The sequence below is a fragment of the uncultured Flavobacterium sp. genome, assembly GCF_951805225.1.
Lineage (GTDB): Bacteria > Bacteroidota > Bacteroidia > Flavobacteriales > Flavobacteriaceae > Flavobacterium.
The window spans coordinates 1563436-1577192 of record NZ_OX638201.1 but is presented as its reverse complement, the minus strand read 5'-3'; the positions used below and the strand labels follow the sequence as shown (position 1 = coordinate 1577192).

At 38.1% G+C, this 13757-nt stretch carries 7 protein-coding genes, 2 tRNA genes and 2 rRNA genes; 5 read left to right on the top strand and 6 right to left on the bottom strand.

Annotated elements, in window-relative coordinates; translation table 11 throughout:
- Positions 1 to 78: 78 nt before the first annotated feature.
- From WN975_RS06795 to WN975_RS06770, 6 genes are all read right to left on the bottom strand, one after another.
- Positions 79 to 1344, bottom strand: coding sequence for a carbohydrate porin (locus WN975_RS06795; protein ID WP_337965836.1), 1266 nt, complete (start codon positions 1342 to 1344; stop codon positions 79 to 81).
- 4 nt (positions 1345 to 1348) lie between these two features.
- Positions 1349 to 2434 carry an efflux RND transporter periplasmic adaptor subunit gene (locus WN975_RS06790; RefSeq protein WP_337965835.1) on the bottom strand — a complete coding sequence of 362 codons (1086 nt, stop codon included), beginning with the start codon at positions 2432 to 2434 and terminating at the stop codon, positions 1349 to 1351.
- Between the two features lie 12 nt (positions 2435 to 2446).
- On the bottom strand, positions 2447 to 3694 hold the full coding sequence (locus tag WN975_RS06785) for a TolC family protein (RefSeq protein WP_337965834.1): 1248 nt from the start codon (positions 3692 to 3694) through the stop codon (positions 2447 to 2449).
- A gap of 84 nt (positions 3695 to 3778) precedes the next feature.
- Positions 3779 to 5140 carry a HAMP domain-containing sensor histidine kinase gene (locus tag WN975_RS06780; protein WP_337965833.1) on the bottom strand — a complete coding sequence of 454 codons (1362 nt, stop codon included), beginning with the start codon at positions 5138 to 5140 and terminating at the stop codon, positions 3779 to 3781.
- Positions 5137 to 5817: a response regulator transcription factor gene (locus WN975_RS06775; protein WP_337965832.1), complete on the bottom strand. Its 681-nt coding sequence runs from the start codon at positions 5815 to 5817 to the stop codon at positions 5137 to 5139. Before WN975_RS06775 ends, WN975_RS06780 begins: the two co-directional genes overlap by 4 nt.
- Positions 5818 to 5880: 63 nt before the next feature.
- Positions 5881 to 6969, bottom strand: coding sequence for a M42 family metallopeptidase (locus WN975_RS06770; protein WP_099707949.1), 1089 nt, complete (start codon positions 6967 to 6969; stop codon positions 5881 to 5883).
- Between the two features lie 81 nt (positions 6970 to 7050).
- On the opposite strand from WN975_RS06770, the gene WN975_RS06765 reads away from it, so the two are divergent.
- The 5 genes from WN975_RS06765 (at position 7051) to WN975_RS06745 (ending at position 13639) form a co-directional block, all read left to right on the top strand.
- The gene (locus WN975_RS06765; RefSeq protein ID WP_337965831.1) at positions 7051 to 7731 is read left to right on the top strand and encodes a DUF4294 domain-containing protein; all 681 of its coding nucleotides are present in this window, start codon (positions 7051 to 7053) and stop codon (positions 7729 to 7731) included.
- A 942-nt stretch (positions 7732 to 8673) separates the two neighbouring features.
- Positions 8674 to 10187: ribosomal RNA gene (locus WN975_RS06760) — 16S ribosomal RNA — on the top strand.
- Positions 10188 to 10315: 128 nt separating this feature from the next.
- A tRNA-Ile gene (locus tag WN975_RS06755) sits at positions 10316 to 10389 on the top strand.
- Between the two features lie 147 nt (positions 10390 to 10536).
- Positions 10537 to 10610, top strand: a tRNA-Ala gene (locus WN975_RS06750).
- A gap of 147 nt (positions 10611 to 10757) precedes the next feature.
- Positions 10758 to 13639: ribosomal RNA gene (locus WN975_RS06745) — 23S ribosomal RNA — on the top strand.
- The 16S and 23S rRNA genes sit together here with 2 tRNA genes alongside, the layout of an rRNA operon.
- The last annotated feature ends 118 nt before the right edge of the window (positions 13640 to 13757 follow it).

Sequence of the window (13757 nt, the reverse complement as noted above, 5' to 3'; positions counted from 1 at the left end):
AGTATTTTTAATGATGAATTTTTATTTTTTAATTATAATATTGGCATTCTTAGTATAAATTCTGATTGCAATTCAAGATCAGAATTCTGTATGAAATCGTATTGCAAAAAAACTAACCGGACCTCGATCTTTATTATAAGCAGGATTCATGGCAAATTGATAATCGGGCGAAAGCCAAATATGTGTATTAGGAACTAAAAAAGAATAATATACCTCGGCGATTTGTTCGATTCCGTAATTCAAAGTTCCGTCACCAATCATAAAACCATTTCCTCCAAGTTTCTGATATTCTTCATGCGGATTCGATAATCCGTTTGCAACTAAAGCAATACCGCCAAAATCGTCAGGACGGTTCCATATTTTTCCTTTTAAGCTAATACCTAATTGTGCCGATCTGTCAATTTCTGTAAAAGCCCAGGTTTCGTTTTTACCATCATTATAACTCATTCTTGCAAAAAGTCCCCAAGTATCGCTGTGCGTATATTCCATATTTAAACCAATGCCATATTTAGTACGACCATTTTGTCTTGTACTTTTAATATCTGGAATTGTAGTAAAATTTGAATACGCTTCATCATAATTTCCCATTCCGGCTACATTTCGGAAACCTAACAATTTGATATTACCGGAATCATTGTTTTTGAAAGTTATTTTCTTTTCAATTTCTACGTTTATAGCATTTGAATCTTTAAAACTAAACTCGACATTTGGACCATTGGCATATGTTGGCAAGGCAGTCAAAGAAGCTCGCACTTGCCAGCTATCAAATTGATAATTAGCATACAATCCATCTGTATATCCTCGAGTATTCGCGGCATAATCCCAAGCTCCGTGCGTCATCAAAGACCAGTTTAGAAATTGTGTTCTGGGATCATGTGAATATGTATTGTCATCAAAGTAATCTGATAATCCAAACTTTCCGAAAACCAATTGCAATGCCTTATTATCGCCAAGCTTAAACTTTTGTTCCAGAAGCATTCGTGCAACATAAACAACAGGTTTTGTGTCTCCAATTCTAAAAGTTTCTCCGTTAGGAAAACCTCCTAATCCTCTGGCTTGTGATAAACCTTGTCCTCCTGACATTTCAGGATTGAAAGTTGCAGTAGCACCTTTCCAAAGCGGAACATCAAGATATAAAGTTGAAGTCAATGACAGCGCACTTTCTTCTTTGGGATTCATACTATTTGTTCCGGAATAATTGGCGCTAAAACCTGGATGATATTGATAAATAGAAGTCATTTGAAATTTCAGACTATATTTTCGTATCGAATCTGTTTCTTGTGAAAATGATAACGCTGAAAAAAACAACGTTGCAAAACTCAATATGTTTACAGACTTTTCCATCTTGTTAGTCGTTTAAAGCGCGATAAATAAACAGTTGATTATTGGTAATTACTTTTTCATTTTCTTTTAAACCGCTAGAAATATAAGTTGTGTCGCCAACAACTCTGTAAACTTCGACCTGTCTGGTTTCTATATTATGGCGATCTTTAAAAACCATTACAAAGTTTTTACTTTTATCAAAAACAATTGCTTTACTAGGAATTGCAATCATCGATTTATCTTCATTAAACGATAATTTGATGCTTGCATTCATATCTGGTTTCAACATATAACCGGGATTCTGCAATTTGATTCGGGCTTGCATCGCTTTAGTTTCCGGATCAATTACGTTGAAGATTTTATCAACTTTTCCTTTAAAAACTTTATCAGGATAACTTAAAGTAGTTACATCGGCATCAATTCCAAGTTTTACTTTATTGATATCCATTTCGTTAATATTTGCCATTGCCCAAACTTCACTGATTTCTGCAATATCAAAAATGTTTTCAGAACGGTCGTTTCTCAAAAGCATATCCTGATTGATACTTTTTTGAATTATAAAACCACTTATTGGCGCGGTAACTTCATAAATAGAACCCGCTTTGATGTTGTAAATTTTATAAGTTTCCTGAATTTTATTCAATTGAGATTGTGCTTTATTTACTTCTGATTTCGCTTGAAGAACATCACTTTCAGAATTTAATTTTCCGTCAAATAATTCCTGAGCAACCTTCAAACTGTTTTTGGCTACCAATAAATCACTTTTTGCATCAATGGCTTGTTTTTCAAAATCTGCAATATCAGTACTTCTAATTGTTGCGAGAACTTGTCCTTTATTTACATAATCACCAAGTTCTACATTTACCTTTATAACGCTTCCGCCAACTAGCGGATAAACATCGATGGCTTTATTATTATCGGCAGTAATTTTTCCATAAAAACTCAATTGATTTTTTACAGGCTGATTTTGAGCTTCTGACATTCTTGTAGTTTTCAGCATCGCATCGCTTAAAGCAAAAGAGGCATTTGTGTCTGGATTTTCAACTTCTTTTTTGCAGCTTGCAATTGACAGACTTACGATTGCAATTGCTATGATTAGTTTATGTTTCATCTTTATTTGGTTTTAAAATAAGTCTTTGTTGATTGTACTATTTAATTCTTCGCCTGAAAGCACTACTTTTTTCTTTAATTCATTTACTTGAATTGAAGCTTGATTGTAGCTTTCCATAAAATCAGTAAACTCTAATAAACTAACATTTCGCTTCTGAAAATTATTTAGCATTCCATTGTAAACCGCTTCAAAATCAGAATTAACGGTTGGTTTTATAACCACATAATTTTTACGCGATTCATCCCATTTATTCCATGCTGATGTAATTTCGGTTTGTAATTGCAAGTCAAAATTTTGTTTATCAACTTTAGATTGTTCCAGAATTGTTTGAGCATATTTAATGTTTCCTTTGTTTTTATTCCAAAGTGGCAACGGAATCCCCAAAGTCAAATTAGCTTCTTTATTAAAAGCACCACTACGTTGATCGTAGTTTGCACCAACAGTTATATCTGGAATAGAAAGAGATTTTTGCCATTTTACATTTAATGTATTAGCGTCAATTTCTTTTTGTTTAGCCAAATAATCCGGGCGATTAAGAATAGCATCACTTTCGAAAGACTTTAAATCAAAAGCAATCGTTTTTAAGTATTTATTAAACTCACCATCAGGAACGCTTGGAACGACAGTTTCGGTTTCATTCAATAGTAATTTCAAATTTGCCTGTTCTTCAATATTATCATTGACAACTTCCATTCGTTCGTTTTTAAAATTTAGATACAAAGACTGTAAACGAACCAAATCTTTTAGCGCAATGTTCCCTTTTTGAACCTGAACAGAGTAGGAGTTGATCAAATCTTCAATGTGCGCGATCTGCTTGTCTGTAGTTTCAAGATTCTTTGTGTTGTAGTAAACAGTGTAAAAACTTTTGCGAAGCTGCAATTTTAAAGTCCTCAGTAAATCATTAAATTGCAATTCGGCCAATTGTTCATTGGTTTGAGCCAGTTTAACTTCGTTACGTTTTTTTCCGCCTAAGTAAATTAGCTGCTCAATGCCAAATGCTTTTTGTCCTTCTTTTCCAATATCAAAATATTGATTTCTTTCGGGATTGTAGGCATTTAATTCTGCGCTGATCGTGGGATTGTCCCAAATACGGGCTTGAATGGTTAGTGCTTTCGAAGCATCGATATTATACTGTGATGCCAACAAAAAAAGATTCTTTTTAAGAAACTGACTCTCACAATCCTGAAGTGTGACCGTTTTTTGAGCCGTAATCGCTTGATTGAATAATACAAGCAATAGAAGTGCACATAGTTTTCTCATTGTATCAAATTTATTTTATACAAATATTCTATCAGCAGACTTTAAGACGCCTTAAATTCTACCTTAAAAATACCTTAAAATAAATTATAAATGAAAAAATAATTGAAATAAATTCGTGTTAATATCTGTAGCCGTGTAAGTTATAGTTGCGTCGTGAAGATTTAGAATACGCTGTACAATACGCAATCCTAATCCAAAACCAGTAGTTCCCTTTGAGTTTTCGCCACGCATAAAGGGCTCAAAAAGATTTTGCTGTTCCGTTTCATTTAACGTTTTACCAGTATTTAAAACCGAAATAACTAGATGATTTTCTTCAGTACTAATTTTAACTTTTGCTTGTTTATTATCAGAGTAAACACAAGCATTTTTCAAAACATTACTTAATGCGATTTCTAATAGATTTTTATTTCCTTCGATTTCTAATGCGGTATCTAAATTGTCATTTTCTTCGATTTCAAACAGAATAACGAAATCCGGAAAGCTTTTATTTAATTTTTCTATTGCCGAAAACAGAATCTCATCAATGCGATGAACTTCATTATTTTTGAAATTTTTCGAATCAATTTTAGATAAAACAAGCAACGAGTTAATAAGCTCAGTTAATTGATTTACATCGGATAAAATTGTTTTTAGAAACGATTTACTTTCGGGCGGAGTTTTATCATTAGCTACAATATTCTCAATTTGCGAAGTAATTCTCGACAACGGAGTTCTGAGTTCATGAGAAGCATGCGCGGTAAACTCTTTTTGTTTTTGATAAGAAATCTCAATCCGATCCATCATAAAGTTAAACTCATTTGCAATCAAGTCAATTTCGTTTTTATTGCTTTTAGATGCAATTCGGGTATCAAGATTATTCTCGTTTATATTTTTAATTTTCTGATGAAAAGAACTTAACGGATTCATCGCTTTTTTGACTGTAAAAGACGTTAAAACCCAACAAATACACGTAAAGAAAATATAAGAGATTACGAGCGTATATCTCAGGAATAAAAGTTTTCTTTGACCATAATCGTCTGTTGCTGATATTAAGGCATAAAAATCTCTGTCTTTAGTATCATAAAAAACACCATAAACTTCATAATTACCTTGTTGTTTAAAGAAAGTTTTATGCTTTTTCAGGTATTTTAAATCATCAATAGACCAATTGATTCTGGCATCGTCAATACTGCTATATATAAGTTTGTAGTGAGAATCGAATACCAACGTTTTCTCGTCATATAATTTATTGATGGAATTTTGATCGATCATTTTCAAAAGTTGATCGTCGACTTCCTTTACATTCACTAAAAGTTTAATGTTCGAAAGTGCCTTTATTTCCAGACGATCGCGAAATTCTTCCTTTCGAAAATTAGAATACAAAACAAATATCAAAGTAGAAGCCAACCCAAAAAGGATTGTAAATAATAAACTAACTAATAATGATATTCGATTTTTTAAAGTCATTCCTGATCGCTTAAATAATATCCGTATCCAATTTTGGTCCGAATAAGTTTTGTTTCGTGGTCTTTGTCTATTTTTTTCCTTAGAAAGTTAATATAAACTTCAATCGTATTCTGATTTGTTTCGATATGATAATCCCAGAGTTTCTCTGCAATAAATTGTTTGGACAAAACTTTTCCTTTGGCATGAGCCAAAATCAAAATCAATTTAAATTCTTTTGGAGTAAGTTTTATTTCTTCGCCAGAGCGATAAACTCTCATATCATCTTCTAAAATCTCCAAATCCTGAATCAATAATTTCTTTTCACTTTGCTGCGGAATATCTTTTCGTCGTAATAAAGAAGAAACTCGAGCATATAATTCTTCAAAATGAAAAGGTTTTACCAAATAATCATCCGCACCATTATCAAAAGAAGCAAGTTTGTCTTCGATTTCGCTAAAAGCCGTTAGCATAATTATTGGAGTCTTTTTATCGATTTCTCTAATCCCTTTACAAACTTCGATGCCATTAATCCCGGGAACATTAATATCCAGAATAATTAAATCGTATTCATAAGGAAAGTACTTTTTTAATAATAAAGAACCGTCATAATAAGGAAAACACTCGAATTCTTTTGAAGTAAAGAACGCTGAGATTTCTTTGGACAAAGTAAAATCGTCTTCGAGTAATAGTAGCTTCATATTTTTTTAGAAATCAATTCGGTTATTACTAAAACAACCGAATTGATGTTTTAATGCTGTTTTTTATTTAAAATAAGAGAAAGTTTCATTGTTTTCGATCTTCAATAATGACTCATAAATCAATTGAATCACATTTTCAACATCTTCTCTGTGAACCATTTCTACAGTTGTATGCATATAACGCAAAGGCAAAGAAATCAATGCCGACGCCACTCCGCCATTACTATAAGCAAATGCATCAGTATCAGTTCCGGTAGCTCGTGAAGTTGCATGACGCTGAAACGGAATTTTGTTTTCTACCGCAGTATCAACAATTAAATCACGAAGTCTGTTCTGAACCGCTGGAGCGTAAGCAATAACGGGACCGCGACCCATTTTAAGATCACCTTCAACTTTTTTATCAATCATTGGAGTAGTCGTATCGTGGCAAACATCAGTTACAATAGCAACATTTGGCTTGATAGTTTGAGCAATCATTTCAGCTCCACGCAAACCAATTTCTTCCTGAACAGAGTTTACAATATATAGACCAAAAGGTAATTCTTTTTTGTTTTCTTTTAATAAACGAGCTACTTCGGCAATCATAAAACCGCCCATTCTGTTATCGATCGCACGACAAACAAATTTATTCTCGTTCAAAATCATGAATTCATCAGGATATGTAATCACACAACCTACATGAACACCCATTGCTTCAACTTGCTCTTTGGTTTCACAACCCAAATCAATAAAAATATTACTGATTTTTGGAGATTCTTCCTTGTCACGTAAACGAGTATGAATTGCCGGCCATCCAAAAACACCCTTTACAATTCCTTTTTTAGTATGAATATTAACTCTTTTAGAAGGCGCAATCTGATGATCAGAACCACCATTACGTATTACATACAACAAACCATCGTCAGTAATATAGTTTACATACCATGAAATTTCATCTGCGTGACCTTCAATTACAACCTTAAAAGGCGCATCAGGATTAATAACACCAACAGCAGTTCCATAAGTATCAGTGATAAAGGTATCAACGTAAGGCTTTAAATAATTCATCCAAAGTTTCTGGCCTTCACTTTCATATCCTGTCGGCGAGGCATTATTTAGGTAGCTTTCCAGGAAAGCAATAGAGGTATCTTTTAAGATAGATTCAGTACTCATAAAAATATTTTTTTGCTAATTTATAAATTTGGTATTAGAGTTGTATATAAATATATAATTTTACATTTAAATTATGACTCAATGAGATTTACCTACATTATTTTATTCTTTACATTGATTTCGTTTACAAGTCAAGCTCAGGTTACCCCAAAACCAAATGAGGAAATGGGTTATATATTAACTGAGCAGGATTCTATTTTGAACGATACAATTCAATTACCTGAGATTATTATTTCTAAAGAAAAGCTCGATCCCGAAGCACAAAAGCAATTTTTGATACTTCAAAACCGTGTCTATAAAGTATATCCGTATGCTAAACTTGCAGCAGATAGATTGACGGCATTAAATCAGGGAATGGCACGATTAAAAACCAATCGCGAAAAAAAGAAGTATTTCAAGATTGTTGAAGACTATCTTAATAATGAATTTGAAGACAGATTAAAGAAATTGTCCCGCAGACAAGGTCAAATACTTGTAAAGTTAATCAATCGACAAACCGGAATCACAACGTATGAATTAATCCGAACCTTAAAAAGCGGATTCAAAGCCTTTGTTTCTAATACAACAGCCAATTTATTCGATATAAGTTTAAAGAAAGAATATAAACCGTTTGAAGTAAACGAAGACTATTTAATAGAAACCATCCTTCAACGCGCTTTCGAATCTGGTAGATTAGCGAATCAAAAACCAGCGAATCCCATAGACTACAATGATTTGATGAATACTTGGGAAGAAAAAGCGAAGACACAAACTAAAAAATAATTCACTCCTTATATATAAGGAAGAATATCATCCCACAACCCGACAGGTTTTCAAAACCTGTCGGGTTTATTTTTGGTACCTAATATATAAAGACAAAGATCCACTCTATATATAAGAGAAAGTTTCATCCCTCTGAATGAACCGAAGGTTCTCAAGAAGCATTATTGGAATAAGGAGCTATTTCCCGCTATCCGTTCCAATCTTTTGCTTTTTAAAGAAAAAAGCAAAAGGATTTCCCCTGCTATCGGGGCTAGGGCAGAGGATTTGAGAAGAAAATACGTTCCAAAAGAGAAAACTTAGCGCCTTAGCGTCTTTGCGCGATTAAAAAACCTGAGCAAAACCGCAGAAAAAAGAACCTTTGCATCTTAGTATTTTAACGGCAAACCACCGAAAAACGGCAAAAACGCTCAAAACTGGCAAAACCTCAAAAAAAGTTTGATGTGTAAAAAACGCGAAACCAGTCAGTTAGAAAAAAGAATAAAAATAGTTTGGAAAAGGTATTGTTTAACTGAATAAACTACCTACTTTTGCACCCGCAACAGCGATATACGTTCACAGAAATACTGGCAAGCAAAGGAATTGAAACTGAAAATTTATTTTCAAAAAAAGATTTAAAAAAGCTTGTGAGATTCGAAAAGGGATATTACATTTGCACCCCGCAAAACAGGGAAAGTTCATTGAAAGATTGGCAGGTTTGAGAAGTTAGAGAGAAGAAAATTTTCTTAAAAAAAACTTCAAAAAACATTTGCCAGTTAGAAATAAGTTTTCTACTTTTGCACCCGCTTTGAGATACAGGCGAAACAAGAAAGAAACACGTTCGTAGACATATTGAATTGACAGCCGTTTTAACAGAGATGTTAAAACAAAAGAATAAGAGTAATAGAATCGTAAGATTTGAAAAGAACCACTAGAGATAGCGTCGAATATATAATATTAAAATATACGATGAAGAGTTTGATCCTGGCTCAGGATGAACGCTAGCGGCAGGCTTAACACATGCAAGTCGAGGGGTATAGTTCTTCGGAATTAGAGACCGGCGCACGGGTGCGTAACGCGTATGCAATCTACCTTTTACAGAGGGATAGCCCAGAGAAATTTGGATTAATACCTCATAGTATTATGAAATGGCATCATTTTATAATTAAAGTCACAACGGTAAAAGATGAGCATGCGTCCCATTAGCTAGTTGGTAAGGTAACGGCTTACCAAGGCTACGATGGGTAGGGGTCCTGAGAGGGAGATCCCCCACACTGGTACTGAGACACGGACCAGACTCCTACGGGAGGCAGCAGTGAGGAATATTGGACAATGGGCGCAAGCCTGATCCAGCCATGCCGCGTGCAGGATGACGGTCCTATGGATTGTAAACTGCTTTTATACGAGAAGAAACACTCCTTCGTGAAGGAGCTTGACGGTATCGTAAGAATAAGGATCGGCTAACTCCGTGCCAGCAGCCGCGGTAATACGGAGGATCCAAGCGTTATCCGGAATCATTGGGTTTAAAGGGTCCGTAGGCGGTTTAATAAGTCAGTGGTGAAAGCCCATCGCTCAACGGTGGAACGGCCATTGATACTGTTAAACTTGAATTATTAGGAAGTAACTAGAATATGTAGTGTAGCGGTGAAATGCTTAGAGATTACATGGAATACCAATTGCGAAGGCAGGTTACTACTAATGGATTGACGCTGATGGACGAAAGCGTGGGTAGCGAACAGGATTAGATACCCTGGTAGTCCACGCCGTAAACGATGGATACTAGCTGTTGGAAGCAATTTCAGTGGCTAAGCGAAAGTGATAAGTATCCCACCTGGGGAGTACGTTCGCAAGAATGAAACTCAAAGGAATTGACGGGGGCCCGCACAAGCGGTGGAGCATGTGGTTTAATTCGATGATACGCGAGGAACCTTACCAAGGCTTAAATGTAGTTTGACCGATTTGGAAACAGATCTTTCGCAAGACAAATTACAAGGTGCTGCATGGTTGTCGTCAGCTCGTGCCGTGAGGTGTCAGGTTAAGTCCTATAACGAGCGCAACCCCTGTTGTTAGTTGCCAGCGAGTCATGTCGGGAACTCTAACAAGACTGCCAGTGCAAACTGTGAGGAAGGTGGGGATGACGTCAAATCATCACGGCCCTTACGCCTTGGGCTACACACGTGCTACAATGGCCGGTACAGAGAGCAGCCACTGGGCGACCAGGAGCGAATCTATAAAACCGGTCACAGTTCGGATCGGAGTCTGCAACTCGACTCCGTGAAGCTGGAATCGCTAGTAATCGGATATCAGCCATGATCCGGTGAATACGTTCCCGGGCCTTGTACACACCGCCCGTCAAGCCATGGAAGCTGGGGGTGCCTGAAGTCGGTGACCGCAAGGAGCTGCCTAGGGTAAAACTGGTAACTAGGGCTAAGTCGTAACAAGGTAGCCGTACCGGAAGGTGCGGCTGGAACACCTCCTTTCTAGAGCCTCAAATGTTAGTTGATTTATCAACACGTTGAGGAAAAAAGATGCTATTAAGGTGTATTCTGAATTTAAGGATTCAATTACTCTTGCTGTTAATTCAAATAATAAATTTTAAGTAAAACAGAGTCTCGTAGCTCAGCTGGTTAGAGTACTACACTGATAATGTAGGGGTCGGCAGTTCGAGTCTGCCCGGGACTACTATTTAAATTGTTAATTATAAATTATGAATTATAAGTTATAAAAAACAAGTTAAAAAGACTGAGATACTTAAAAAAAAGGAAATTTTAGAAGTTGAGCGTTTATGAGCATTCATAACTCATAATTTATAACTCATCATTTAAAAATGGGGGATTAGCTCAGCTGGCTAGAGCGCCTGCCTTGCACGCAGGAGGTCAACGGTTCGACTCCGTTATTCTCCACTGATTTACTGTGAAGATAGTAAATAAAAGTTCATTGACATATTGAGATAAGAAAATAATAAAAAGTAGAAAGCGTTTTTTGTTATAGTAGTAATACAAGTAACAAAAGACAAAAAAAAACGGTCATAATTGATTTTATGATTGGTACAATAAGCAAAATAAGGGCGTATGGGGGATGCCTTGGCTCTCAGAGGCGATGAAAGGCGTGATAAGCTGCGAAAAGCTACGGGGACGGGCACACACCGATTGATCCGTAGATACCTGAATGGGGCAACCCACTATGTTGAAGACATAGTACACCGATAGGTGGGCAAACCCGCTGAACTGAAACATCTAAGTAGGCGGAGGAGAAGAAAACAAAAGTGATTCCGTAAGTAGTGGCGAGCGAACGCGGATTAGCCCAAACCAATGATGTTACGGCATTGTTGGGGTTGTAGGACCACGATATTTTATGTACAAGGAACCGGAAGTTACTGGAAAGTGACACCATAGAGGGTGATAGTCCCGTATGGGTAACGAGTATAATAGATAGTGGTATCCTGAGTAGGGCGGGGCACGTGAAACCCTGTCTGAATTTGGCGGGACCATCCGCTAAGGCTAAATACTCCTGAGAGACCGATAGTGAACCAGTACCGTGAGGGAAAGGTGAAAAGAACCGTGAATAACGGAGTGAAATAGATCCTGAAACCATACGCTTACAAGCGGTCGGAGCCCTTTCGTGGGGTGACGGCGTGCCTTTTGCATAATGAGCCTACGAGTTAACGTTGCTGGCAAGGTTAAGTGGTTAAGCCACGGATCCGTAGCGAAAGCGAGTCTGAATAGGGCGCTTTAGTCAGTAGTGTTAGACGCGAAACCGTGTGATCTACCCATGGGCAGGTTGAAGCTGTGGTAACACACAGTGGAGGACCGAACCGGTTGACGTTGAAAAGTCTTCGGATGACCTGTGGGTAGGGGTGAAAGGCCAATCAAACTCGGAAATAGCTCGTACTCCCCGAAATGCATTTAGGTGCAGCGTTATGCTTAAAGTTATATAGAGGTAGAGCTACTGATTGGATGCGGGGGCTTCACCGCCTACCAATTCCTGACAAACTCCGAATGCTATATAATGTTTCATAACAGTGAGGGCTTGGGTGCTAAGGTCCAAGTCCGAGAGGGAAAGAACCCAGACCATCAGCTAAGGTCCCCAAATATACGCTAAGTTGAAAGAACGAGGTTTGTCTGCCCAGACAGCTAGGATGTTGGCTTGGAAGCAGCCATTCATTTAAAGAGTGCGTAACAGCTCACTAGTCGAGCGGACGAGCATGGATAATAATCGGGCATAAGCGTATTACCGAAGCTATGGATTTACAAGCAATTGTAAGTGGTAGGGGAGCATTCTAACAGGGTTGAAGGTGTATCGTAAGGTATGCTGGACTGGTTAGAAAAGAAAATGTAGGCATAAGTAACGATAATGCGGGCGAGAAACCCGCACACCGAAAAACTAAGGTTTCCACAGCTATGCTAATCAGCTGTGGGTTAGTCTGGTCCTAAGGCGAACCCGAAAGGGACAGTCGATGGCTAACGGGTTAATATTCCCGTACTACTAATTACTGTGATGGGGTGACGGAGTGATGAAAGCGCCGCGAACTGACGGAATAGTTCGTTGAAGTACCTACCTATAAGAGATGCAGGCAAATCCACATCTTTTGGGGAAATACGATAGTACTCGGAGTCTTCGGACAAAGAGATAGTGCGCCTAAGGGCTTCCAAGAAAAACCTCTAAACTTCAGGTAATTAGTACCAGTACCGTAAACCGACACAGGTAGTTGAGGAGAGAATCCTAAGGTGCTCGAGAGATTCATGGCTAAGGAATTAGGCAAAATAGACCTGTAACTTCGGGAGAAAGGTCGCCAGCGCAAGCTGGCCGCAGTGAAGAGGTCCAGGCGACTGTTTATCAAAAACACAGGGCTCTGCAAAATCGTAAGATGAAGTATAGGGCCTGACACCTGCCCGGTGCTGGAAGGTTAAGAGGAGATGTTATCTTCGGAGAAGCATTGAATTGAAGCCCCAGTAAACGGCGGCCGTAACTATAACGGTCCTAAGGTAGCGAAATTCCTTGTCGGGTAAGTTCCGACCTGCACGAATGGTGTAACGATCTGGACACTGTCTCAGCCATGAGCTCGGTGAAATTGTAGTAACGGTGAAGATGCCGTTTACCCGCAGTGGGACGAAAAGACCCTGTGCACCTTTACTATAGCTTAGTATTGACCTTGGATAAATGATGTGTAGGATAGGTTGGAGACTGTGAAGTGGCGTCGCCAGGCGTTGTGGAGTCATTGTTGAAATACAACCCTTTGTTTATCTGAGGCCTAACCCCGGAAACCGGGGGACATTGCTTGGTGGGTAGTTTGACTGGGGTGGTCGCCTCCAAAAGAGTAACGGAGGCTTCTAAAGGTTCCCTCAGTACGCTTGGTAACCGTGCGTAGAGTGCAATGGCATAAGGGAGCTTGACTGAGAGACATACAGGTCGATCAGGTACGAAAGTAGAGCATAGTGATCCGGTGGTTCCGCATGGAAGGGCCATCGCTCAAAGGATAAAAGGTACGCCGGGGATAACAGGCTGATCTCCCCCAAGAGCTCATATCGACGGGGGGGTTTGGCACCTCGATGTCGGCTCGTCACATCCTGGGGCTGGAGAAGGTCCCAAGGGTTGGGCTGTTCGCCCATTAAAGTGGCACGCGAGCTGGGTTCAGAACGTCGTGAGACAGTTCGGTCTCTATCTACTGTGGGCGTTAGAAATTTGAGTGGATCTGATTCTAGTACGAGAGGACCGAATTGGACAAACCTCTAGTGTATCTGTTGTCCCGCCAGGGGCACCGCAGAGTAGCTACGTTTGGAAGGGATAAGCGCTGAAAGCATATAAGCGCGAAACCCACCACAAGATGAGATTTCTTTTAAGGATCGTGGAAGATGACCACGTTGATAGGCTATAGATGTAAAGGCAGTAATGTCATAGTCGAGTAGTACTAATAATCCGTAAGCTTATGTACACCCTTTTCCCGCACCGCAAGGTGCGGGGAGAAACTTTCTAAAATAGTAAATAAAAGTACTTTTCTTTATCTCAGTATGTTAAGATATTACTGCAATTTTAATTTTTAATTCTAAATT

Bases quoted from the DNA above. Each gene is read 5' to 3' on its own strand.
- WN975_RS06795 (WP_337965836.1), bottom strand. From the start codon at position 1,344: ATGGAAAAGTCTGTAAACATATTGAGTTTTGCAACGTTGTTTTTTTCA.
- WN975_RS06790 (WP_337965835.1), bottom strand. From the start codon at position 2,434: ATGAAACATAAACTAATCATAGCAATTGCAATCGTAAGTCTGTCAATT.
- WN975_RS06785 (WP_337965834.1), bottom strand. From the start codon at position 3,694: ATGAGAAAACTATGTGCACTTCTATTGCTTGTATTATTCAATCAAGCG.
- WN975_RS06780 (WP_337965833.1), bottom strand. From the start codon at position 5,140: ATGACTTTAAAAAATCGAATATCATTATTAGTTAGTTTATTATTTACA.
- WN975_RS06775 (WP_337965832.1), bottom strand. From the start codon at position 5,817: ATGAAGCTACTATTACTCGAAGACGATTTTACTTTGTCCAAAGAAATC.
- WN975_RS06770 (WP_099707949.1), bottom strand. From the start codon at position 6,969: ATGAGTACTGAATCTATCTTAAAAGATACCTCTATTGCTTTCCTGGAA.
- WN975_RS06765 (WP_337965831.1), top strand. From the start codon at position 7,051: ATGAGATTTACCTACATTATTTTATTCTTTACATTGATTTCGTTTACA.